Annotated in this window: 14 protein-coding genes; 10 read left to right on the top strand and 4 right to left on the bottom strand. The window is 63.4% G+C overall.

Annotation, left to right across the window (positions count from 1 at the left end):
• Positions 1-38: 38 nt before the first annotated feature.
• The 6 genes from LOY42_RS18365 (at position 39) to LOY42_RS18340 (ending at position 4238) form a co-directional block, all read left to right on the top strand.
• The gene (locus LOY42_RS18365) at positions 39-644 is read left to right on the top strand and encodes a DUF4823 domain-containing protein (RefSeq protein WP_023629097.1); all 606 of its coding nucleotides are present in this window, start codon (positions 39-41) and stop codon (positions 642-644) included.
• A gap of 11 nt (positions 645-655) precedes the next feature.
• Positions 656-1216 carry a DUF1285 domain-containing protein gene (locus LOY42_RS18360; RefSeq protein WP_258598718.1) on the top strand — a complete coding sequence of 187 codons (561 nt, stop codon included), beginning with the start codon at positions 656-658 and terminating at the stop codon, positions 1214-1216.
• 107 nt (positions 1217-1323) lie between these two features.
• Complete coding sequence (locus tag LOY42_RS18355; RefSeq protein WP_258598716.1) at positions 1324-1737, top strand: GFA family protein; 414 nt, start codon at positions 1324-1326, stop codon at positions 1735-1737.
• A gap of 74 nt (positions 1738-1811) precedes the next feature.
• On the top strand, positions 1812-2150 hold the full coding sequence (locus tag LOY42_RS18350; protein WP_102683576.1) for an FKBP-type peptidyl-prolyl cis-trans isomerase: 339 nt from the start codon (positions 1812-1814) through the stop codon (positions 2148-2150).
• A 189-nt stretch (positions 2151-2339) separates the two neighbouring features.
• Positions 2340-3002 (top strand): hypothetical protein, encoded by a 663-nt coding sequence (locus LOY42_RS18345; protein ID WP_023629101.1) that lies wholly within the window; start codon positions 2340-2342, stop codon positions 3000-3002.
• Positions 3003-3047: 45 nt separating this feature from the next.
• Entirely contained in the window at positions 3048-4238 is a 1191-nt protein-coding gene (locus tag LOY42_RS18340; RefSeq protein ID WP_258598713.1) for a D-amino acid dehydrogenase, read from the top strand.
• A gap of 101 nt (positions 4239-4339) precedes the next feature.
• Here the strand turns inward: LOY42_RS18340 and LOY42_RS18335 are convergent, their stop codons facing one another.
• The 3 genes from LOY42_RS18335 to LOY42_RS18325 all read right to left on the bottom strand — a co-directional run bounded on the left by LOY42_RS18335 (position 4340) and on the right by LOY42_RS18325 (position 7563).
• A complete protein-coding gene (locus LOY42_RS18335; protein WP_110703939.1) occupies positions 4340-5068 on the bottom strand; it encodes an aspartate/glutamate racemase family protein in 729 nt (242 codons plus the stop codon).
• 17 nt (positions 5069-5085) lie between these two features.
• Positions 5086-6621, bottom strand: a complete 1536-nt coding sequence (locus tag LOY42_RS18330) for an NCS1 family nucleobase:cation symporter-1 (protein WP_258598710.1) — start codon at positions 6619-6621, stop codon at positions 5086-5088.
• A 504-nt stretch (positions 6622-7125) separates the two neighbouring features.
• Positions 7126-7563 carry an Lrp/AsnC family transcriptional regulator gene (locus LOY42_RS18325; RefSeq protein WP_028692812.1) on the bottom strand — a complete coding sequence of 146 codons (438 nt, stop codon included), beginning with the start codon at positions 7561-7563 and terminating at the stop codon, positions 7126-7128.
• A gap of 133 nt (positions 7564-7696) precedes the next feature.
• On the opposite strand from LOY42_RS18325, the gene LOY42_RS18320 reads away from it, so the two are divergent.
• The 4 genes from LOY42_RS18320 to LOY42_RS18305 all read left to right on the top strand — a co-directional run bounded on the left by LOY42_RS18320 (position 7697) and on the right by LOY42_RS18305 (position 22201).
• Positions 7697-8596 carry a DMT family transporter gene (locus LOY42_RS18320; RefSeq protein WP_102683571.1) on the top strand — a complete coding sequence of 300 codons (900 nt, stop codon included), beginning with the start codon at positions 7697-7699 and terminating at the stop codon, positions 8594-8596.
• Positions 8597-8742: 146 nt separating this feature from the next.
• Positions 8743-10437, top strand: a complete 1695-nt coding sequence (locus tag LOY42_RS18315; RefSeq protein WP_258598707.1) for a ShlB/FhaC/HecB family hemolysin secretion/activation protein — start codon at positions 8743-8745, stop codon at positions 10435-10437.
• A gap of 56 nt (positions 10438-10493) precedes the next feature.
• Positions 10494-21335, top strand: a complete 10842-nt coding sequence (locus LOY42_RS18310) for a DUF637 domain-containing protein (RefSeq protein ID WP_258598705.1) — start codon at positions 10494-10496, stop codon at positions 21333-21335.
• Positions 21335-22201 carry a hypothetical protein gene (locus tag LOY42_RS18305; protein WP_102683566.1) on the top strand — a complete coding sequence of 289 codons (867 nt, stop codon included), beginning with the start codon at positions 21335-21337 and terminating at the stop codon, positions 22199-22201. The genes LOY42_RS18310 and LOY42_RS18305 overlap by 1 nt, the downstream gene beginning before the upstream one ends.
• Here the strand turns inward: LOY42_RS18305 and nfi are convergent.
• Positions 22185-22883, bottom strand: a complete 699-nt coding sequence (gene nfi, locus LOY42_RS18300) for a deoxyribonuclease V (RefSeq protein WP_102683565.1) — start codon at positions 22881-22883, stop codon at positions 22185-22187. The genes LOY42_RS18305 and nfi overlap by 17 nt on opposite strands.
• Positions 22884-23290: the final 407 nt, after the last annotated feature.

The following is a 23290-nucleotide window of genomic DNA, read 5'->3' as shown; positions in this document are numbered from 1 at the left end:
TATTCGCCGGTTTTTCGTCACCGGTTTCTGGAGGAAAGATGCGTAGCCTGGTCTTGCTGCTGGCGCTGATGGCGTTGGGCGGCTGCATGAATGTCAGCGATATGGGCGAGGGCGTCCGTTACCACATGAGTGATGCGGGCCTGCTGGATCACAGCGACACCACCCGTACCCTGTCGATCCGCTTGCAGCCGGACTCGTTCATCTTCATCGGCCAGGGCGCCTTCGTGCCACCGGGCAAGGGGCCGGTGCCACGGCAGAACGCAGTGGCCGAGGAGGCCTTCAAGAGTTTCGTCGAGTACTTCCCGCTGGTGCGCCGTGCCCAAGGCCCGCTGGGGCTGGAGGACGCGATCGCCGAGGCCCGTTCGGTCGGCGCCGATTACGTGCTGTACACCCGTTTCGCCCGTACCGACGACCGTATCGGCAACGGTGACGAATGGTATGACGAGCAGGCCGTCGACCGCTTGGGTTGGGACCGTGGCGTGGTACAGATGATGTTGATCGAGACCAGCACCCGTTATCTGATCGATACGGCGCGGATCAAGAGCCGCGGCGGTTTGTTGACGTTCCACGACAACACGCCACAGGATTTGCTTGCCGCGCCAATGCGCGAGTACGCTCGTAGCCTCCTGGGCATGAGCAACTGAGCGAGCACGTCATGAGCGATTCCGGCAAGGCCAGCGATCTGCTGGCGCAGATCCCCGCGCACAAGGGGCTGCCCCCGGTGCACCTGTGGAACCCGGATTTCTGCGGCGACATCGACATGCGCATCGCGCGTGACGGCACCTGGTACTACCTGGGCACGCCGATTGGCCGCAAGCCGATGGTGCGGCTGTTCTCCACCATCATTCGCCGCGATGGCGACGACTACTTCCTGGTCACGCCGGTGGAGAAGGTCGGTATCACGGTGGATGACGCGCCGTTCGTGGCTGTGCTGCTCGATGTGCAGGGCAGTGGCGAGCAGCAGGTATTGCGCTTCACCAGCAACGTCGAGGACCAGGTCGAGGCCGGGCCGGACCATCCGCTGCGGGTCGAACTCGATCCGGTCACCCAAGAGCCTTCGCCCTATGTGCTGGTGCGCGGCAATCTCGAGGCGCTGGTCCATCGCAACGTGTTCTACCAGCTGGTGGAACTGGCGGTGCCACGCGAGATCGAGGGGGAGCAATGGCTTGGGGTTTGGAGCCGGGGTACGTTCTATCCGATTGGGCGTGCTGCCTGACGATGGCGTTGTCGGGGCCGCCCAGCCCCATTGATGCGCGTTCTTGCTCTTGACCGGCCGGACCCTATACTCCAAGTCCCCAAGAACAACAGCAAGGAGCCCGGGCCATGTCACTGGAAAAGCAAGGTAGTTGCCTGTGCGGCAAAACCCGACTGAGTGTCACGCTCGAGAATAACCATGTCAGCGCTTGCCATTGCAGCATGTGCCGCAAATGGACCGGCGGCCCGCTGCTGGCAGTGCAATGCACCGAGCCCCCAGCCATCGAAGGCCCGGCCCCCATCGCCTATGACTCCTCTCCCTGGGCCCAGCGCGGCTTCTGCGGCCAGTGCGGCACGCATCTGTTCTACCGCCTGAAAGAGAGCGACCTGTACGTCGTACCGGTCGGCCTGCTGGATGGCGAGCAAGACTGGAGCTTCACCGAGCAGATATTCGTCGACGAACAGCCCGCCTGGTATTGCTTCAAGAACGAGACCCGGCACCTCACCGGTCAACAGGTCTTTGACCAGTTCGCCCCCACCTGACACCGCCCGCCTTGCCAAACCTGCGCATTCCTGAGAAAACGGCGGCCACGAAAAACCGCTTCGAGGAACCTGCCATGAGCAGTGAGCTGCACGTCATCGATCTACAGGAAGGCGACGGCAAGGCCGTGGTCAAGGGTGCGCTGATCACCACCCAGTACCGTGGCACCCTGGCTGACGGCCGTGAATTCGATTCTTCCTGGGCACGCGGCAAGCCGTTTCAGTGCGTCATCGGTACCGGCCGGGTGATCAAGGGCTGGGACCAGGGCCTGATGGGCATGCGCGTGGGTGGCAAGCGCAAGCTGCAGGTACCGGCGCACCTGGGCTATGGTGAACGCTCGGTCGGTGCGATTCCGCCGAATTCGGACCTTACGTTCGAGATCGAATTGCTGGAAGTGCTGACCCGCGACGACTGAACCGCCTGTAATACTTCAGCAACACCGATGCGCTAAGGTGCTGATTGTCCAAGGAAGGTATGTGCAGTCATGGAGGAACCAAACGGGCCGCAGGCACTCTGAGCCTCACTCGCTGCCAAGGATGGCAATCACGACAGGGACATGTGGCGGGGCAACCCGATATCCAGTGCCACATAGAGCCCGCCCTGTATGAAGCTGCCAGCCTTCCTTCGCCGTCGCCGCCACCTGCTGTTGAGCCTGACGCTCGTCGCCGCCGCCGTGCCGCTGGCCCTGGATGTGGTCGAAAGCCGGGCGCAACCGGTCGACGGGACCCAGACCCTGGTGTTCCTGCGTCACGCCGAGAAACCCGGCGAGGGTCTCGGGCAGTTGAACTGCCAGGGCTTGAACCGGGCCCTGGACCTGGCCACCCTGTTGCCCGAGCGTTTCGGGGATGCCGACTACGTCTTCGCCGCCAACCCTTCACGAGGTGTCGAGGAGGGCAGCCAGGATGAGCGCTACAGTTATATCCGCCCGCTGATGACCATCAGCCCCGCCGCCATCCGCCTCGGTTTGCCGGTCAACATCGACTACGGCGCCAATGACACAGCCGCGCTGGCCGATGAACTGCTCAGTGACAAGTACCGCAATGCGACGGTCTACACGGCCTGGTCACGGGGGTATCTGCCGGAGCTGATCAACACCGTGGCCGGCAAGGCCCTGGGCGAAGACCGGGTGCTCACCGAGGACTGGCATCGCGACGATTTCGACTCCCTGTACGTGCTCACGCTGACCTGGCGCGATGGCAAGGCGACCCTGCTCAGCCGTAACGTGCGCCAGGGCCTGGATAACGGCGAGCCTGGCTGCCCGACCTGACCTGCTGTTACTGTCTGGCTTTCTGGGCCGGGCAGGGATGTGCCGATGGAGCGGGTGACGGTGATCGGAGGCGGCGTGGTCGGGCTGACCACGGCCTATGCACTGGTGCGCGAAGGCTGGCAGGTCGACCTGGTCGAAGCTCGCGATAGCTTGGCCAGCGCGACCAGCTTCGCCAATGGTGGGCAGTTGTCATATCGCTACGTGGCGCCGCTGGCCGATGCCGGGGTGCCATGGCAAGCGCTGGGCTGGCTGTTGCGCGGCGATTCGCCGCTACGTCTGCGGCTACGTTTGGACATCGCGCAGTGGCGTTGGCTGGCGGCCTTCGTCATGGCCTGCCGTACCCGGGTCAATCGCCGCAATGCCGCCCAGTTGCTGGATCTGGCCTTGCAAAGCCAGGCCGTTCTCGCCCGCTGGCGTGAAGAGGACGGCCTCGATGGCTTCGCCTGGCGCCGCAATGGCAAGCTGGTCGCGTTTCGAACACAGCGTGCATTCGAGCACGGCCGCCAACACTTGCTGGATCCCGACACGCAACGGGTCCTGAATGCCGCCGAGCTACGCGGGCTCGACCCGGCGCTTGCCGAAGCTCCTTTCGTGGGCGGCGTGTTCACTGCGCACGAGGAGGTCGCCGACTGCCACCGCTTCTGCCTGCGCCTGGCCGAACGCCTGCAGGCGTCAGGGCAATGCCGGTTGCTGCTGGGGCGGCCGGTGACCCGGCTGATAGCGCGCGACGAGCGTGTGGTCGCGCTGGAGCTGGGCGGTGAAAGGCTGGAGGTGCAGCGCCTGGTGCTCAGCGCCGGGCACCGTAGCGTCGGCCTGGCCTTGCCAGGCTTGCACCTGCCGGTCTACCCATTGAAGGGCTACAGCCTGACCGCGCCGGTCGTTGCCACGCACCGGGCGCCCGAGGTGAGCATCACCGACTACGAACGCAAGATTGTCTATGCCCGGTTGGAGGATCAACTGCGGGTGGCGGCGATGGTGGACATCGTCGGTTATGACGAGGCGGTGGATGCCGGCAGGCTCGCGAGCATGCGCCGGTTGGCCCGCGAGACCCTGCCGCAGGCCGCTGATTACGGACAGGCGGTGGAGTGGGCTGGGATGCGGCCGGCGACGCCGACCGGGGTGCCGATCATCGAGGCCACGCGGTATCGCAACCTGTGGCTGAACTTGGGGCATGGCGCGTTGGGGTTTACCTTGGCGTGTGGCAGTGGCGAGCGGCTGGCACGGCTGTTGCGCTGACGAAACTGACCCTATCGCCGGCAAGCCGGCTCCCACAAGGGCTGCAGTGTCCTGTGGGAGCCGGCTTGCCGGCGATAGGGCCTAAGCAGGCGCCGAGTCTCTCAGCGCCCGAAGCGCATCGGCCAGCCCACCACCTTCTTCGCCCTCGGCGTGGCATAGGTACGCACCTTGGAGGTGCTCAGCCCCATCCGCACCAGCGATTCAGCGATGGTCACCGCCGCGCTCACGCCGTCCACCACCGGCACCCCGGTGCGCTGGCGAATCTGCTCGTCGAGCCCAGCCATGCCGCCGCAACCCAGGCAGATCACTTCGGCCTTGTCCTCGCGCACGGCGCGCTCGGCCTGCTCGACGATGGCTTCCACCGCACGCCGTGGATCGGCTTCCAGCTCCAGCACCGCCAGGCCGCTGGCGCGCACCGAGGCGCAGCGCTCGTATAGCCCGGACAGTTTCAGGCGGTCCTCGATCAACGGCACGGTGCGGTCCAGCGTGGTCACTACCGAGTAGGCGTGGCCCAGGTACATGGCGGTGCTGGCGGCGGCATCGGTGATGTCCACCACCGGCACCTCCAGCAGTTCCTGCAGGCCTTCGCGGCCATGCTCGCCGTAGCCGGCCTGGATCACGGCGTCAAACGGCTGGTCGTAGGCCAGCACCCGGTCCATCACCGCGATGGCGGCCAGGTAGCTTTCGAAATTGCCCTCCACCGACTCGGCGCCGAACCACGGGGTCAGGCCGACGATCTCGGTGCCGGGCGCGGCCACGCTGCGCGCCTGTTCGGCAATTGCTTCGGTGATGGCGGCGGTGGTGTTGACGTTGGCGATCAGAATACGCATGACGGATCTCCCTGAATTCAGTGGCTGCTGTGGTCGACGGCGATGCATTCACCGCTGACGTCGTGGTACTGGACATGGCGCGGCGCGATCAGCAGGTACACGGCGGCGGCGATGCCGGCACCGATCAGCCACGAGAACGGCGCGACGCTTTGGAAGTTGGGCACCAGGGCCAGGACGATGGCCAGCAGCGCGGCGGGGAGGAATGCCGCCACGGCGCGCAGGTTGATGCCCTTGGTGTAGTGATAGGCGCCGGTGGGGTTCTCGCTGTACAGCTCGGGCACATTGATGCGGCCCCTGCGCAGCAGCCAGTAGTCGGCCATGATCACTCCGTACAGCGGGCCGAGCAGGGCGCCGAGGCCGGAGAGGAAGTACACGATCACCAGCGGGCTGTTGTACAGGTTCCACGGCAGGATCAGCACCGCCAGGGTGGCGCTGATCAGCCCGGCGCGGCGGAAGTTCAGATGCCGCGGCGCCAGGTTGCTGAGCACGAAGGCCGGGGCGACGAAGTTGGCCATGATGTTCACCGCCACGGTGACGATCAGGAAGGCCAGGCAACCGAGCACCAGGAACGCGGTGTTGGGGATGCTGGCGACGATCTGCGTCGGGCTGTCGATGATCTGGCCGTTGATCTGGAACTGCGCGCCGCACAGCACCACGGTGATCGCCGCGAACACCAGGATGTTCACCGGCAGGCCCCAGAAGTTGCCGACACGGATGGTCTTGCGGCATGGCGAGCTGCGGGCGAAGTCGCAGAAGTTGAGCACCAGGGTGCCGTAGATCGCCAGCCACAACGCGCCGCCGGCGAAGATGTTGCGCCACATCTCGTAGCCGCTCAGCGGCTCGGCCACCGACCAGGCGATGCGCGCATCGGCCTTGAAGTACATGAACACGGCGAGGCTGGCCACGGTGAGCAGGATTACCGGCCCGGCGAACGCCTCGTAGCGGCGCACCATTTCCATGCCGTAGGCGAGGATCACCAGCTGCACCAGCCAGATCGCCACGAAGCACACCCAGCCCAGGCTCGACAGGCCGAGAATGCTGTCGTGATCGAAGGCCGCCACCTGCGGCCACACCGCGGTCAGCAGCACGCGCAGTACCACCGAGGCGAGGTAGGTCTGGATGCCGAACCAGGCGATGGCGATCACCGCGCGGATCAGCGCCGGGATCTGCGCGCCGTGGATGCCGAAGGCGATACGGCTGATTACCGGGAACGGCACACCGGTCTTCTGCCCCATGTAGCCGGACAGGTTCATGAAGAAGTACACCAGCGCCGCGCCGATCGCCAGCGACAGCAGGATCTGCCAGCCGCCCAGGCCGAGGGCGAACAGCCCCATGGCGAACGAGTAGTTGGCGATGTTGTGCACATCGTTGGTCCACAGCGCGAAGATGCTGTAGCCGCCCCAGCGGCGGCCTTCGAGTTTGGTCGGGGCGAGGTCGCGGTTGTGCAGGCGTGGGCTCAGTTCAAGGTCGGCGGGGTGGCCTTCGAGGCTGGTGGTCGAGGGATGGGTGCTGGCAACGGAAAGTTCAGGGGCAAGGGGGAGGCTGCTACTCATTCCGGCGGCTCCTGATGCGCGTGACTGCGATGAGCGGGCGCTGGCGCACGGGCTCGCCATCTCGTCGGTGCAGGCGTTGGCATCACTGGGTTCTGGGCGCAACGGCCGCCGATGGGGCAGCGCTGCGGGTTATTGTGTATTTATGTTTTGTTGAGTTTGTATACAAAACACGGACACACAAAAGCCAGTTCCATGCCAGCGATCAACTCGCTTTCAAGTTGCCATTATTTTGAATCTATCTATTTGAAAGATAAGTCAATGAAATAAAGGAAATATAAACTGACCAAATGAACAGGTTATATTTTTTGTCGGGTCTGTTAGTTGATCGAATGGTCAGATCTAGTTGATTCAAGTGTGTAACCTAATGGGGCGTTACCTGTGAGAAGTGCACACAAAAATGGCACCTACGGTGACATTTTTGTGTACATGTTTTCTCGCGGCCCTTGGCCTTATGGCTGGTAATCCCGTCGCGTGGGAGCGGGCTTGCCCCGCGATAGGGCCTGCTCACGCCATCGGCGGCAAGCGCCGCTTCACTGGCGTCTTCTTGATGATCGCGGTATTGGTCTCGGCCAGCACATTCAGGCGGTCGAGCAGCGTGTCCAACTGCTCCATCGAGCGCACATGCAGGCGCGCGATGAAGCAGTCCTCGCCGGTTACCTTGTCGCACTCGGTGAACTCGGGGATGGCGACGATTTGCCGTTCCACTTCCTGCAACTGCCCCGGCAGCGGGCGGATGCGCACGATGGCCTGCAACTGGTAGCCGAAACAGCGCGGGTCCACCTCTACCGTGTAGCCGCGCAGCACGCCGCGCTCCTCCAGGCGGCGCAGGCGCTCGCTGACGCTGGGCGCCGACAGGCCGCTGATCTGCGCCAGGGCCTTGAGCGAGCGGCGCGAGTCCTCCATCAGGGCGTTTATCAGTAACTGGTCGATGGCATCGGTCATGGCGGCCTCGTTAGGCAATTTTCAAGATATGCCTTGATAGTAAAGGCGCAAGCCAAGATATGCCTTGGTTATCCGCTGGAAGGTCACCTTCGACCCTCCGCATACTGTGCCCATCGTCGACAGGAGGTGTGAGATGGACAATGCGTTGCGCCGTGGTTCGCTGGAAATGATCGCTGCCATGCTGATCTCCGGGACCATCGGCTGGTTCGTGCTGGTGTCCGGGCAGCCGGTGCTGGAGGTGGTGTTCTGGCGCTGTGTGTTCGGTGCCGGCACCTTGCTACTGATCTGCGCGGCCATGGGCTTTCTCAAGCCGGGGGTGCTGACCCGCGCCACCTTCTTGCTGGCGGTGGTCAGCGGGGTGGCGATCGTCGGCAACTGGGTACTGCTGTTCGCCTCCTACTCGCGGGCATCGATCGCCATCGGCACTGCGGTGTACAACGTCCAGCCGTTCATGCTGGTGGGGCTGGCGGCGCTGTTCCTGGGCGAGAAGATCACCTTGGCCAAGCTGACCTGGCTGAGCGTGGCGTTCCTCGGCATGCTCGCCATCGTCAGCGCTCATGGCGCGGGGCAGGCCAATGGCGAGGAGTACCTGCTGGGTATCCTTCTGGCGCTGGGCGCCGCGTTCCTGTATGCCGTGGCAGCGCTGATCATCAAGCGCCTGACCGGCACGCCGCCGCACCTGATCGCGCTGATCCAGGTAAGTACCGGCGTATTGCTGCTGGCGCCCTGGGTAACGCTTGGCGGGCTGCCGGGTGAGCTGCCGGCGCTTGGCAGCCTGGTGACGCTGGGTATCGTGCATACCGGGTTGATGTACGTGCTGCTGTACAGCGCCATCCAGCGCCTGCCCACGGCGTTGACCGGTGCGTTGTCATTCATCTACCCGATCGCCGCGATCCTGGTCGACTGGGTGGCGTTCGACCATCGTCTGGCGCCGTTGCAATGGCTTGGGGTGGGGCTGATCCTGCTGGCGGCGGCGGGCATGCAGCAGGGGTGGTGGTTCCGGCCTGCCGGCAAGCCTGCGCGCCAACAGTAAAGTAATGAACGGAGGCTTGCTGGCATAAAGGAATTATCCGGCAATACCAGGAGAAAGATGGCTTATTGATGGCATTGCTGTCCTCTAGTACCCTGCGCGGCAATTTCGCAGTGATGCAGTCGGCTTTAAGTGACGGACCACGCCCCATGCCCCTTCCTACCCGCTTCCTGACCGCAGGCCTGGCACTTTTGCCTTTGCTCGCCGGTGCCGCACCGTTCCAGACACCCGGCGATCGTGACCTGATCCGCGATCGCCAGGAGAACCTGCTGCAGGAGCAGCGCAAGCGCCTCGAGGAGCTCCAGCAACTGCCGGGCAGGCAGGCACCGCAGGCGCCTGCCCAGCCCGCCGAGCAAGGGCGCTGCTTCCAGATCCAGCGCATCGACCTGCAAGGCGCCAGCCTGCTCGACGAGCCACAGCGCAAGGCGCTGCTCGAAGGCTACGAAGGCAAGTGCCTGCAGGTCGGCCAGCTCAACGAGCTGCTCAAGCGCATCACCGACCATTACCTGAACCGTGGCTACCTGACCACCCGGGCCTACCTGCCCCAGCAGGACTTGGGCTCCGGCGTGCTGCAGATCATCATTGTCGAAGGCCGCCTGGAAGGGCTGGACGGCTCCGCCCTGGCCAGCCCCCGGGAAATGGCCATGGCCTTCCCCGGCAAGACTGGCGAGGTGCTCAACCTGCGCGACATGGAGCAGATGGTCGACCAGCTCGGTCGTTTGCCCTCGCGCCAGGTCGAGGTGGAGCTGGTGCCCGGCCAGGAGGTCGGCGGCAGTCGCGTGCAGCTCAAGGGCCAGCGTGACAAGCCCTGGCGGGTCTCGGCCAGCCGTCACAACAACGGCGACGCCAGCAGCGGCGAGCAGCAGATGAACCTTGGCCTGGAGTGGGACAGCCCGCTGGGCCTGGCCGATCAGTTGAGCCTGCGTGGCGGGCGCGACGTGGTCAGCGACCACTGGCGCCACTCCGACAGCCATGGCCTGAACTACAGCCTGCCGTGGGGCTGGTGGACCTTCAACTACAGCTACAACCACAACTACTACCGCACCCGCGACACCTCCAGCGGTTTCCCCTTCAAGCTCGACGGCGACAACAGCGTGCACCAGTTCCAGGCCGAACGGGTGATCCACCGCGACAGCCTGAGCAAGACCGCGGTCAATGTCGGCGTCAGCCACCTGCGGGCGCGCAACTACCTGGACGACACCCTGATCGACGTTTCCAGCACCCGTATCACCGAGCGCCAGCTGGGCGTCAACCACGGTCGTCGCATTGGCAATGCCTTCGTCAACCTCGATGCCGGCTGGCAGCAGGGTATCGGCGCGCTCGACGCCCAGGGCGCAGGCGATCCGCGCGGCAACGAACCGGTGGCGCGCTACAACAAGTACACCCTCACCCTGAGCTACCTGCAGCCGTTCCAGCTGTGGGGCGAGCAGTTCAGCTTCGACAGCCTGGCCACCGGCCAGCGCAGCGAGGATGCCCTCTACAGTGGCCAGCGCATCAGCGTCGGCGGGCTGACCTCGGTGCGCGGTTTCAAGGAGCAGACCCTCACCGGCGACAGCGGTGGCTACTGGCGCAACCAGTTGCGTTGGCGCCGGCCGGTCACTTGGGCGTCGCTGCAGCCCTGGCTGCGCGAATACGGCATGGCGTTCGCCTACGACGCGGGGGTGATCAAGGGCCAGCACGGTAACGGCCAGGACCATGGCCGCCTGAGCGGCAATGCCCTGGAGTTCAACGTGCGCGGCCAGTACTTCGCCGCCAGCGCGACCTTTGCCCGCTCGCTGGAGCGCCCCGACGTCATCACCCGCCGCGAACACCCGATCTATTTCCGTGTCGACGCGTTCTTCTGAGCCCCGATCCACCTTTTGCCCGTGACACCGCCGCCCGCGCCTGGAGTTTGTTTGACATGGATATCCGCACCCCACTGAACCAATGCATTGCCCTGATCGTCGCGGGGGTGCTGTTCCTCAACCCCATCGTCGCCACGGCCGCGCAGTTGACCGTCGATGCGGCGGCCAACGCCAATACCAGCCTCAAGCAGGCCGGCAACGGGGTGCCGATCGTCAATATCGCCACGCCCAACGGCAGCGGCCTGTCGACCAACACCTTCCGCGACTACAACGTCGGCAGCAACGGGCTGATCCTCAACAACGCCACCAGCAAGACCCAGTCGACCCAGCTGGGCGGCATCATCGTCGGCAACCCCAACCTCAGGGGCCAGGCCGCCCAGGTGATTCTCAACCAGGTCACCGGCGGCAACCGCAGTACCCTGCAGGGCTACACCGAGGTGGCGGGGCAGGCGGCCCGGGTCATCGTCGCCAACCCCCATGGCATCACCTGCAAGGGCTGCGGCTTCATCAACACGCCGCGGGCGACCCTCACCACCGGCAAGCCGATCATGGACGGCGAGCGCCTCGACCGCTTCCAGGTGGACGGCGGCGACATCGCCATCGAAGGCGATGCGCTCAATGCCACCAACCTCGACCAGTTCGACCTGATCACCCGCAGCGCCAAGCTCAACACCGAACTGCACGCCAAGCAGCTGAACATCGTCACCGGGCGCAACGACGTCAAGGCTGACACCCTGCAGGCCACGCCGCGTGCCGATGAGGGCGGCGAAAAACCGCTGCTGGCCATCGACAGTTCGGCGCTGGGTGGCATGTATGCAAACACCATTCGCCTGGTCGGCACCGAGCAGGGCGTGGGCGTCAAGCTGGCCGGCAACATGGCCGCCACCACTGGCGACATCCAGGTGGACGCCAACGGCAAGGTGACCCTGGCGCAGACGTCCAGTGCCGGCAACCTGACGGTCGCCGCGCAGAGCGCCGAGCTGACCGGCAAGACCTACGCCGCCGGCAGTGCCACCGTGCGCGTGCGTGACGAGGTAACGGTCGGCCAGAGCCTCGCCGCCAAGGACAGCATCACCGTGACCGGCGCGCGGATCGACAACCAGGGCATCATCGAAGCCGGCGTGGAACCGGACAACACCCGCAATGCCCACGGCGACGTGACCCTCACCGGCCAGACCCTGCGCAACCGTGGCAGCGTGGTGGCCAACCGCACCCTGGAGGCCACCGGCAGCACCACCCTCGACAACCAGGGCGGCACCTTCAAGGGCCAAGTCACCACCCTGACGGCTGGCCAGCTGGACAACCGCAAAGGCCAGGCACTGGCCGACGACATCCTGACGGTCAATGCCAACGCGATCGACAACCGTGACCAAGGCCTGCTGCAAGGCAAGGGCAAGGCCGTGGTGGACGTCGGCACCACCCTCGACAACCGTGGCGGCCGCCTGGTGGGCCAGGGCGACCTGCAGGTCACCGCCACCCGGTTGGACAACCGTGACCAAGGCCTGGTCGGCAGCGACCGGCAGGCCAGGCTGACCACCCACGCGCTGCTGGACAACCAGGGCGGCGGCAAGCTCAGTGCCGACCGCCTGGACATAACCACCGCCGGCCTGCTCAACGGTGGCGGCCAGTTGCTCGGCGGCGATGTGCTGATAAACGCCAGCGCCGACATCGACAACCGTCTCGGCGTGGTTTCGGCCAAGCGCCTGCTCGACCTCAAGGCCGTGGGCCTGGACAACAGCGGCAAGGGCAACCTGCGCAGCGACGGCACACTGGGCGTCAAGGTGGCGACCCTGGACAACCGTGACAACGGCCTGCTGTCGAGCCTCGGCGACCTGACCTTGGATGGAAAGCGCCTCGACAACCGCGGCGGCCTGGTCCTCGCCGACCGCTCGCTGACCGTCACCGGCGGGCATTTCGACAACCGTGACAAGGGCGTGGCGACTACCAAGGGCAAGGCCCTTATCGACGTCGAGAGCCTGGCCAACAGCGATGCCGGCCACCTGCAGAGCGATGGTCGCCTCGACCTGATCGCCGACAAGGTCGACAACGAGCGCCTGGGCAACATCACCGCCAAGGGCGACCTCGAGGCCCACCTGGGCACCTTGAACCATCAAGGCGGCAGGTTGACCAGCCTGGGCAGCCTGCTGCTCACCGCCGACACGATCGACAACCAGCAGGGCGGCAAGATTGGTGCGACCAGCGTGGCCGACATCAGCGCGGCGCGCATCCTCAACCAGCAGGGCGAGATCTCCAGCGCCGGCAAGGTCATCCTCAATGCCAGCGAATTGCTGGACAACCAGGGTGGCAAGGTCATCGGCGACCGTGGCCTGGCCCTCACCGTGCAGCGCCTGCTCAACCAGAACAAGGGCCTGCTCAGTGGCCATGACCGCCTGAGCCTGCACGGCACCGAGCTGCTTAACAACGGCGGCAAGCTGAGCAGCCACCAGCACATCGACGTGACCCTGGACGGCAAGCTGGACAACAGCGACGCCGGCCTGATCGTCAGTGACGCCAGCGTCACCCTGAATGTCGGCACGCTGCTCAATCGCCAGAGCGGCAAGGTCTCGGCCATCGCGGCCCTGGACCTGACCAGCCAGGAGCTGCTGGACAACCAGGGCGGCACCCTGGTGACCAATACCGGGCTGCTGCTCAAGGCCGGTCGCCTGGACAACAGCCACCTCGGCATCATCAGCGCCCAGGGCCTCGCCGAGCTGCGCAGCGGCGCCATCGACAACAGCGCCAAGGGCAACATCGGTGCCGGCAGCCTGCTGCTGGTCGGTACCCAGCTCGACAACTACGGCTATGGCCGCATCAGCGCCGCCGGCCAGATCGACGCCACGCTGACCGGCCTCGACCAGCATGACCACGGGCAACTGGTCAGCGAGACCGGTATCGACCTCGACCTGCAGCACGGCCAGTGGGTGAACCGTGACCACGGCCTGCTGCGCTCGCCGGGCAGCCTGTTGTTGCGCCAGATCGGCGTGGTCGATAACCGCGACGCCGGGGAGATTTCCAGCAGCCGTGGTTTCAGCCTGGTCGCCAGCCGTCTCGACAACCGGGGTGGGCGAGTGGTCAGCAGCCAGGACCTGACCCTGCGCATCGCCGGCGTCCTCGACAACAGCCTGAAGGGGGTGTTGTCGGCCAGCCACGACCTCGAGGTCGCGGCCGTCAGCCTCGACAACTTCAGCGGTGGCAGCCTGGCCAGCGGCCAGGCCCTCAAGGCAACAATCGACGAGCAGCTCGACAACCATGACGAGGGCATCCTGTCCGCCGTTGGCGGGCTGACCGTGACCAGCGCCGGCTTGCTCAACGGCGAGCGCGGCCTGTTGTCGGGCAACACCGGCGTGACCGTCACTACCGGCCAGTTGGATAACCATCAAGGCGGCCAGCTCACCAGCCAGGCGGCGATGACCGTCGACAGCAGTGAACTCGACAACCGTGGCGGTACCCTGAGCAGCAAGCAGGCGATGAAGCTGACCACCGGCGAGCTGCGCAACGACGCCGATGCCCTGCAGCGCGGCGGCCGGATCCACAGCGATGGCGCATTGACGCTGGTGGCCGGGCAGGTCGATTCCACCCAGGGCGGCGAAATCTCCGCCAAGGGCGACCTGCTGCTGCGCGTCAGCACGTTGATCCAGCGCCAGGGGCGGCTGATCGGCGAACAGAAGCTCGACCTCGACCTGAACGGCGGCGACCTGCTGAACCAGGGCGGCCTGATCAGCGCCAACGGCCCACTGAACATCCAGAACCTGCGCAAGCTCGACAACAGCGCCGGCGAAATCACCAGCCAGCAATCCTACAACCTGCTCGCCAAACGCATCGACAACCAGCAGGGGCGCATCCTCAGTGATGGCCGGCTGACCGTGGAGGCGCCGCAGCTGGACAACAGCGCCAAGGGCCTGATTTCTGGCGCGCAGGGCCTGCTGGCCAAGGGGACCGACCTGAACAACAGCGGTGAAGGTACCCTGTCCAGCAAGGACGGCGACCTCACCGTGACCCTGGACGGTTCCCTCAACAACCGCGAACTGGGCGCCCTGGTCAGCAAGGGTAACCAGCAGGTCACCGCGGCCAACCTGCATAACAGCAAGGGCATCATCTCTTCCGAGCAGGCCATCACCCTCAGTGTCACCGACCGGCTCGACAACAGCGGCGGCGGCCTCATTTCCGCCACCGGCGACCTGGCGTTCGACCAGGCAGGCACCGTCATCGACAACCAGGGCGGGCAGATCAACGGCCAGGTGATCACCGTCACTGGCAAGCGCCTGGAAAACGCCAAGGGCCAGCTGACCAGCCGCGCGCTGCTTGACCTGACCTTGGCCGAGGCGCTGCTCAACACCGACGGCGCGCGCCTGGTCAGTGGCGCCGACCTGTTGCTCAAGGCCGGCAGTGTCGCCAACAACGGCGGCAAGCTGATCAGCCACGGCCTGTTGCGCGTTGACGCAACGACGCTGGACAACAGCCGCGGCGGTAACCTGGCCAGCCAGCAGAACCTGGTACTGCGCCTGGACGGTGACCTGCTCAACGGCCAGGATGGCCTGCTGTTCAGCGAACACGGCAAGCTCGACATCCACGCCGATGCCCTGGACAACCAGGCCGGTACGCTGAAGAGCCAGGGCGCCATCGAAGTGCGCCTGGACAAGGCCCTGAACAACCACGGCGGGCGCCTGGAGAGCCAGGCCGGCGGCCTCGAGCTGCACGCCGCGAGCCTCGACAACGGCGGCAGCGGCATGCTCAGCGCGGCCAAAGGCCTGTTCAAGGGCGTCTTCAGCGGCCTGTTCGACAACGGCGGCGGCACCACCCAGGCGCAGTCGGTGGACATCAAGGCCGACACCCGGGTGAACAACCAGGGCGGCTACCTCTCGGCCCTGGGTGGCGACAATCAGCTCGTCACCGCCGAGTTCGACAACCAGGGCGGCGGCCTGTACGCCGCCGGGCTGCTGCACCTGCAGGGCCAGCAACTGCTCAACCAGGGCGGCAAAGTCGGCGCCGGGCGTATCGACTTCGGCCTGAGCGGTGCGCTGTACAACGGCCTTGGCCAGCTGGAGAGCGAAAGCGACCTGCAACTGCGCGCCAGCCTGCTGGACAACCGCAACGGTAACCTGCGCGCCCTTGGCAAGGCCGGCACCAGCCGCTTCATCGTTGCAGGCGACCTGCTCAACGACAACGGCGTGCTGGCCACTGCCAACCAGGACCTCGACCTGCAGATCGGCGGCCTGAGCAACAGCGGCGGGCAACTGCTGCACACCGGCCTTGGCACCTTCGGCCTGGCCTCCGACAAGGTCACCCAGGCCGGCGGTGTGCTGCACACCGATGGCCTGCTGAGCATCGGCGCCGCCAGCTGGACCAACAGCAGCGTGCTGCAGGCCCGGCGCCTGGAGCTGGACATCGGACGCTTCGTGCAGACGGCCAGCGGCAAGCTGCTGGCGGTCGAGAGCTTCAAGGGCCGCGGTGGCGACTGGACCAACCATGGCCTGCTGGCCAGCGATGGCAGCCTGCAACTCGACCTCACCGGCAACTACGACGGCAACGGCCGCCTGAGCAGCCTCGGCAGCCTGGGGTTGAGCGCCACCGATATCCGCCTGTCCAGTGCCGCCAGCCTGGCCGGCGGCGCGGGCAGCGTGGTGACCGCCCGCAACCTGCTGAGCAACGACGGTCGCCTGACCGCCCTCGGTGGCCTTACGGTCAACGCCGCCAGCCTGGAAAACCGCGGCACCCTCGGTGGCGCCGCGGCAGTGATACTTGCCGCCAATACCCTGAGTAACCAGCGCGGCCTGGTGTTCAGCGGCAACGACATGACCCTGCGCGTAGGCAGCCTGAGCAACTACTACGGCGACATCTACAGCCTCGGTGGCCTGGACCTGGCCGGCAACGGCAGCGCCCGCGCCGCGTTGCTGGAGAATATCTCCGCCAGCATGGAAAGCGCCGGCAGCATGACCCTGGCGGTGGACACCTTGCTCAACCGCAAGGAACACCTGACCTCGAAGCAGAAGCTGGTCGCCGGCTACGTCAACGTGTATTCCGATGACCGCTGCAAGGGCAAGGGCTGCGAGCTGTACTTCTCGGCCACCGAGAGCTGGCAGGATGTCATCGACCAGGACAGCCCCACGGCCTTCATCACCAGCGGCGGCAAGCTGACCTTTGCCGGTGACGCGTTCCGCAACCACTACAGCAGTGTCTCGGCGGGCGGTGATATCGCCATCAATACGGCCGTGTTCGAGAACAAGGGCGCCGGTGGCGGCGAGCAGCGCAACCTCACCGCCAGCATGTACACCCGTGATCGCGGCCAGTACAACGCGTTCATCAACGCCAAGAACCAGTTCAACCAGAACCCGGGTTCGCTGACCCTGGACCAGGTGATGGCTGCGTCTGGCTATCCGTATGCCAGCATCTATGACGTCATCGACAACAATACGCCGATTGCCGGCGCCGTGGTCGCCCCGGCGGTGGTGCAGTCGGCCGGTGCGGTGACCATCAACGCCACCCAGCGTATCGACAACAGTGTGGTGCGCGTCAACCAGGCCGGTGCCGGCACCATCAACGCCCGTGGCGATGCCACGGCCGATGCGCGCCAGGCGCAGACCCAGGTGCGCGCGCTCAACCCGCAGTTGCCGCCGGACCTGGCCCAGCGCCAGGTCAACCCGGTGACGCTGCCCAGCTTCAGCCTGCCCCAGGGCAACAACGGCCTGTTCCGCATCAGCAGCCAGGCCGGCCAGGCCGCCATCAGCGGTGACGCCCTGGGCGCGACCGCTGACCGCACCCAAGCCGGCAGCGGCACCTTCATCGCACCGCTGGCCACTGCGGCCAGCGCCGACAGCCGCGCGGCGTCGGCGCTCGGTGCCGACAGCGCGGCGTCTGCCCAAGGCGCCGTGGCTGGCTCCGGCGTGGCGCTGGGCGGCTTGGCCGCTGGCGTCAAGCTGGTCCAGGGCGTGCCTGAGCGCAGCGTGCCGAGCGTCTCGCACAAGTACCTGGTAGAGACCAACCCGGTCCTGACCGACCTCAAGCAGTTCCTCAGCTCCGACTACATGCTTGGCCAGCTCAATATCAAGCCGGACCAGGCGATCAAGCGCCTGGGCGACGGCCTCTACGAGCAACGCCTGATCCGCGAGGCGGTGGTGGCCCGTACCGGGCAGCGCTACATCGACGGCATGACCAGCGACGAGACGCTGTTCCGCTACCTGATGGACAACGCCATCGCCAGCAAGGACAAGCTGTCGCTGAGCGTAGGCGTGTCGCTCAGCGCCGAGCAGGTGGCGGCGCTGACCCACGACATCGTGTGGATGGAAAACATCGAGGTCAACGGCGAGACGGTGCTCGCCCCGGTGCTGTACCTGGCCCACGCCAACGGCCGCGTGGCCCCCAACGGCGCGTTGATCCAGGGCCGCGACGTCAACCTGATCAGCGGCGGCGAGCTGGTCAACGTCGGCACCTTGCGCGCCACCAACAACCTCGCTGTCAGCGCCACCAACATCGGCAACGCCGGGTTGATGGAGGCGGGCGGGCGCCTGGACATGCTGGCCACCGAGTCGATCCGCAATGCCCAGGGCGGGATCATTGCCGGGCGTGAAGTGAGCCTTACCGCGTTGACCGGCGACGTGATCAACGAGCGCAGCGTCACCCGCCTGGAAGGCCGCGCGGGCGGTGAGCACGTGACCAAGGACCTGGTCGACACCGCCGCGCGCATCGAGGCGGCGAACAACCTGACCATCACGGCGGGGCAGGACATCGGCATTGTCGGCGGCGCCGTGCAGGCCGGCGGCAACATCGACCTCGATGCCGGGCGTGACCTGATCATCGCCAGCCAGGAAGGTGTCGATAGCCACGAGTACCAGCGCCGCCGCGTCAGCGGCCACGACACCAGCATCACCCAGTACGGCAGCGAGGTGAAGGCCGGCGGCAACCTCACCGCCACGGCCGGCCAGGACCTGAGCATCGTCGCCAGCGAAATCGAGGCCCGCCGCGATCTGGCCCTGCAGGCCGGGCGCGACGTGACCCTGGCCGCCGCGGCGAACGAGGAGCACAGCTACGCCAAGGGCAAGAAAGGCAAGACCAAGTACGAGCGCCAGGAGGACGACGTCGAGCAGCAGTCGGCCGAAGTGAAGGCCGGCGGCGACCTGACCATCGACGCCGGGCGCGACCTGCGCATGGTGGCGAGCAAGGCCAGCGCCGGCGACGAAGCCTACCTGGTGGCCGGCGACAAGCTCGAGCTGCTGGCCGCCAACGACAGCCAGTACTCGCTGTATGACATGAACAAGAAGGGTGGCTGGGGGAGCAAGAAGACCCAGCGTGATGAAGTGACCGACGTGAAGGCGGTGGGGAGCGAGATCACCAGTGGTGGCAACCTGACCCTCGAGAGCGGCGGTGACCAGTTGTACCAGGGCGCGAAACTCGCCTCCGGTGCGGACCTGACCATTGATAGCGGCGGTTCGGTGACCTTCGAAGCGGTCAAGGACATGCATCAGGAGAGTCACGAGAAGAGCAAGTCAAATGCTGGCTGGTTCAGCATGAAGGGTGAAGGGCGCACAGATGAAACCGTGCGCCAGAGTGAGCTGGTGGCCAAAGGTGATCTGGTCATCAACGCCGTAGGCAAGATTCATGTGGATGTACGCCAGGTCAACCAGCAGACGGTGAGTGAGTCCATCGATGCCATGGTCAAGGCCGATCCGAAGCTGGCGTGGCTCAAGCAGGTCGAAGCACAAGGTGGCGTGGACTGGCGTCAGGTTAAAGAGATCCACGACTCGTTCAAGTACAGCAATTCTGGATTGGGGCCTGCTGCCCAACTGGCGATCGCAATCGTGATGGCAGCAGTTGTAGGGCCGGCCGCAGCGGCTTGGGCGAATGGTGGGATCACAGGCGCTGTAGTGGGGGCGGTCGCGACAGGGGCATCTACCAATGCCTCGGTGAGCGTCATCAACAACCGGGGCAACCTTGGGGCGGTAGTCAAGGATGTGACGTCGTCCGATGCGATGAAAGGTTATGTCATCTCTGGCGTGACAGCCGGACTGACAGCAGCCTATTTCGACGGTTGGACTGGAACGAAAACCGACATCGCCACAGGCAAAGTCATTGGTCCAAAACTCTACACCCTGAAAGGCGTAGGCCAGTTCGCGGCCAACCAAACGCTGCAGAACGGCACATCCATGTTGCTGAGCAAGGCGCTCGGACAGGGTGGAAATGCCAGTGAAGCGCTCAAGGGGGCGCTGTTCAATACGCTGGCCGCTGCCAGTTTCAACGCAGTTGGTGATTACACTCATAAATGGGGTATCGAGAACGGCAGCCTGCCCAAGATTGCCATTCACGCAATGGTCGGTGGTTTGCTGTCGAAAGCGACGGGTGGGGACTTCAAGACTGGCGCCTTGGCGGCCGGCGCAAACGAGGCGCTGGTGGTAGAGCTCAACAAGCTGGCGGGTGGCAACGAGAGCTTGCTGACCATGAGCTCGCAGATCGTTGGCGTGTTGGCAGCGGCGAGCCAGGAAGATGCCAATGCCGCCTCGCTGAACAAAGCGGCATGGGTTGCGAAGAATGGCACTCAGTACAACTTCCTGGGCGACCATTCGGCGAAACAGCGGGACGAGGCGCGAGATAGTTTCCGCAAGGACGGTGGGCTGAAAGCAGCGCGAGAGTTGGTCAAGCTGGAAGGCGCGGATCAGCGAAGCGACAAACTGTTGGAAGCCTACAAGCGTGACCCATCGTCGCTTACGCAGGATGACATGGCTGAGCTCACTGCCTATTTGCAGGTCTATGCCTTCGAAAGAATGGATGCCAAAGGCCCTGCGGCAGCTCAGGCAAGCCTCTCCAGTCTGCTCGGCGGTGAGCAGATCTACGGATATGGCTACCCATACGCAGGCACCAGTCAGGACAAGATCGCTTGGTCTGATGCGCAGCGCAGCCAATTGGGATTGGTTGAGAAGCTGGCTTGGACTCACGATCGTAGTGCCGATGAGCAGACTTATCTGGATGCTAGGGGAGCCTTGCGTAACGCAGCGGAACAGCAAGGGTTAGCCAACCTGGGCGACCCTGCCATCTACTTCCTGACGGGATCCATCGGCAGCACGATCAGGGCTGTTGCTGCGACCAACGGGGCTTTGCAGTTTACTCAGGGGGCTAAGCAGGCAGTTGAGGGGGATGGGTGGAATGCCGCTGGTAACATGGTGGCTGGCTTGCTGGGTATGGCTACTCTGGGGGCTGGTGTCAGGGGAGGGGCTGGGTCTGTCGTAACAAGTGACCTTGGTTCAATCAGGCCAGTGGTTGGCAAGGAAACCCTGGTTGATGCGGGGGGCGCGTCAGCTGGAAAGGGCGCCAGTGGCGGTGCTGGCAAGCGGCCCGGGGTGGACGGGGAATTTGGCCACCTTGATTCGTTGAATAGTGCCGAATTTGACCGCCTGCTTTTCCAGAGGGTTGGTTCAGAAGCTGAGGTGCTGATTAAAGCAGGGGATACTGCCGGTGTCGCGTTGTCGAGGGCAGGTGTACCTGGGCGGGATTATGTGAGCGAGGCGTTCACCAATATAAGTGCGAAGGTGCCGAAATTTCCGGGGATAGAACGGTTTGGCGAGGCCAAGGAGTATTTCACAGTGGTCGATCAGGGGGCGTTCATGCGGAAGGTGGGCCAGTTGTATGCTGACACAGGAACGCCGCTGACACCTCAGGTTAAAGGAATGATTGAAAACCTTGTCAGCAATGGAAAGAGATTTGATGTCCAGAACGGTATTCCTGGGCTGCATGCCGAGGTCAGAGCGGTGAATAGCGCGCTTACTCGGTACCCCAAGGTATCAATTGATGATGTGAAAGTGGCCACCTACAAGCTGGCACCGAAGCAGGGTCAAGGGGATAAATTCGAGGCGTGCTCGAACTGTAGCGGTGTACTGAAGGATGCCGATGTGATTAGCGGAAGGAAGCACTGATGATTATCAAAAGAAATGCGATAAGCAACCAGGGCGGATTGTGGACTTTTCGGGGCGTGCCCTACACCGGGGGCGCGTTGGAACTCTCGAATGGTCATGTGGTTGGGGGAGGTATGTATGACGATGGCCGCTATGTTGATGTCTACCGTAGCGAGTTTATTGTTGGGGAGGTGCGTAATAGTATCGAAATGGAGCGAGACTATACGGGGGAGCAGTTTTATTGGGGAGATAGTGTCTACAATGGATTTTCCTATGAGTTCAGTGGAGATGTATGTGTCAGCGAGCGCTTGTATGAATATGGCTGGGTGATAGAGGAAGTAACATATTTCCCAGATGGGCAGTTGCGTACTGTCGAGATCGGGGAGGATGTTCCGCAGAGTTATGAGTGGTTCGAAGGCGGTGGACTGGAAGCGATGACGGTTCACCAGAATAATATTTTCATGTTTTCCTTGAAATTTTCTTTGGAAGGTCTGAAGCGGTTGACTCTGTTGGGTGACTACTTTTCTAAGCTACCGCAAGTGATCGGGTGCATAAGGTTTCCTGTGTTGCGTGATAAAGCGGAGCTCTCCTCTCTTAAGTGTGCGGCCCGGGTTTCACTCATTGGAGATGGTATTGACAAGGCTGTGGTTGATTACATTTTTATGGGCGACAATGAGCGCTGTATCAGAGAGTTAGAGCTGGATGGTGTCAATGGGACATCGGAAATTCTGCAGTGTTTGAAAAATTATCAGCAGTTGAGTGTATTGAAAGTTGTGGCTGCTAAGGATTGCGTTGACTGGTGGCGTGAAGGGTGCGTCCAGTTTCAGGTGCTTCGTCCCGAATGTGACGTATATTTAAATAATCGGAAGGTTAGTTTGGAGGGGTAATGGGGTGTTTGTTCTGTTCGTAGAATTGCCTTCCATATCGGTCTGCAAATCGGGTCGTTTCTGGTAGTCGATAGTTGCGTGTTGCATTCAATACCCAGTGACAGGCAGTTTCAAGGGAGATTCGGTGGCCGATTGAAACGAACACAGGTTTTACATGTTTTTGAGTCCTGAGCGCGGCTCCGATTAGTTCGTCGCCGTCGAACAGGCCTGATTGGCATCCCCTTTCATCAAGGGGAGGTGCGTATTCACCGATGAAGCGACTTTTGCCGCATCCAATAGTGGGTATGTCATAAAGTACCCCCAAGTGCGATGCCAAGCCAAACCGACGAGGGTGAGCTATACCTTGCCCGTCGCAGATGATCAGGTCAGGTCGGTGGGTTATAGTTGATAAGAGCTTCACGATTGAAGGCAGCTCTCTAAACGAAAAAAGACCAGGAATATAGGGAAACGAAGTCGTACCCGACCATGCATGCTCTTCGATGATTTCCAGGCTTTCTGCGTCAACCACAACAATGGAGGCGATCAGTGTATCGTTCTCTTTGTGGTAGGCGACATCAATGCCTGCGATACTAGAGATCGACCCAAGATGATCTTGCTTGACCACTAGTTTAGATAGTCGTATCTGTAGATCTATGGCTTCGCTTGGGGTTATATCCCAAGGGTGTTGTATGACTGGCTGCATGTGGACTGTTCTCGCTAAATCAAGCTGGTGAGATTGTTGTCAACGAACCGTCAGATTATGCCATTTAAGAGCCAAATGACTAGCTGATTTTACTATCGATCTGGGGCATGGAAAGCATGAAAGGGACTGAAAAATGGACAGATCTAGTTTGCCTGCTGTGAGCGGAAAAGGGGACAGCGGAAAAGGGGACAGATTTATTTTTACTACTCTAATTTCGGTTCCTGGCGGCGAACGGACCTAGCCTTCATGTAGATAGGGCGAGATTAGAGCAGGGAAAATAAACCTGTCCCCTTTTTGGAGTGGGTATAAAAAGATTATTTCTAAGGATGGTACGGTTACGGTGTTGACAAATGGTAGTAAGACGTATCGTTTTTACCCATCTGCGACTTCTACCGGTCAATCTTCGG

It is taken from the genome of Pseudomonas sp. B21-023 (assembly GCF_024749165.1).
Taxonomy (GTDB): domain Bacteria; phylum Pseudomonadota; class Gammaproteobacteria; order Pseudomonadales; family Pseudomonadaceae; genus Aquipseudomonas.
The sequence above is the reverse complement of the archived record's forward strand: the minus strand, read 5'-3'. Positions and strand labels throughout refer to the sequence as shown.

Excerpts from the sequence above, each read along its gene's own strand:
- LOY42_RS18365 (WP_023629097.1), top strand. The coding sequence starts at position 39 with ATGCGTAGCCTGGTCTTGCTGCTGGCGCTGATGGCGTTGGGCGGCTGC.
- LOY42_RS18360 (WP_258598718.1), top strand. The coding sequence starts at position 656 with ATGAGCGATTCCGGCAAGGCCAGCGATCTGCTGGCGCAGATCCCCGCG.
- LOY42_RS18355 (WP_258598716.1), top strand. The coding sequence starts at position 1,324 with ATGTCACTGGAAAAGCAAGGTAGTTGCCTGTGCGGCAAAACCCGACTG.
- LOY42_RS18350 (WP_102683576.1), top strand. The coding sequence starts at position 1,812 with ATGAGCAGTGAGCTGCACGTCATCGATCTACAGGAAGGCGACGGCAAG.
- LOY42_RS18345 (WP_023629101.1), top strand. The coding sequence starts at position 2,340 with ATGAAGCTGCCAGCCTTCCTTCGCCGTCGCCGCCACCTGCTGTTGAGC.
- LOY42_RS18340 (WP_258598713.1), top strand. The coding sequence starts at position 3,048 with ATGGAGCGGGTGACGGTGATCGGAGGCGGCGTGGTCGGGCTGACCACG.
- LOY42_RS18335 (WP_110703939.1), bottom strand. The coding sequence starts at position 5,068 with ATGCGTATTCTGATCGCCAACGTCAACACCACCGCCGCCATCACCGAA.
- LOY42_RS18330 (WP_258598710.1), bottom strand. The coding sequence starts at position 6,621 with ATGAGTAGCAGCCTCCCCCTTGCCCCTGAACTTTCCGTTGCCAGCACC.
- LOY42_RS18325 (WP_028692812.1), bottom strand. The coding sequence starts at position 7,563 with ATGACCGATGCCATCGACCAGTTACTGATAAACGCCCTGATGGAGGAC.
- LOY42_RS18320 (WP_102683571.1), top strand. The coding sequence starts at position 7,697 with ATGGACAATGCGTTGCGCCGTGGTTCGCTGGAAATGATCGCTGCCATG.
- LOY42_RS18315 (WP_258598707.1), top strand. The coding sequence starts at position 8,743 with ATGCCCCTTCCTACCCGCTTCCTGACCGCAGGCCTGGCACTTTTGCCT.
- LOY42_RS18310 (WP_258598705.1), top strand. The coding sequence starts at position 10,494 with ATGGATATCCGCACCCCACTGAACCAATGCATTGCCCTGATCGTCGCG.
- LOY42_RS18305 (WP_102683566.1), top strand. The coding sequence starts at position 21,335 with ATGATTATCAAAAGAAATGCGATAAGCAACCAGGGCGGATTGTGGACT.
- nfi (WP_102683565.1), bottom strand. The coding sequence starts at position 22,883 with ATGCAGCCAGTCATACAACACCCTTGGGATATAACCCCAAGCGAAGCC.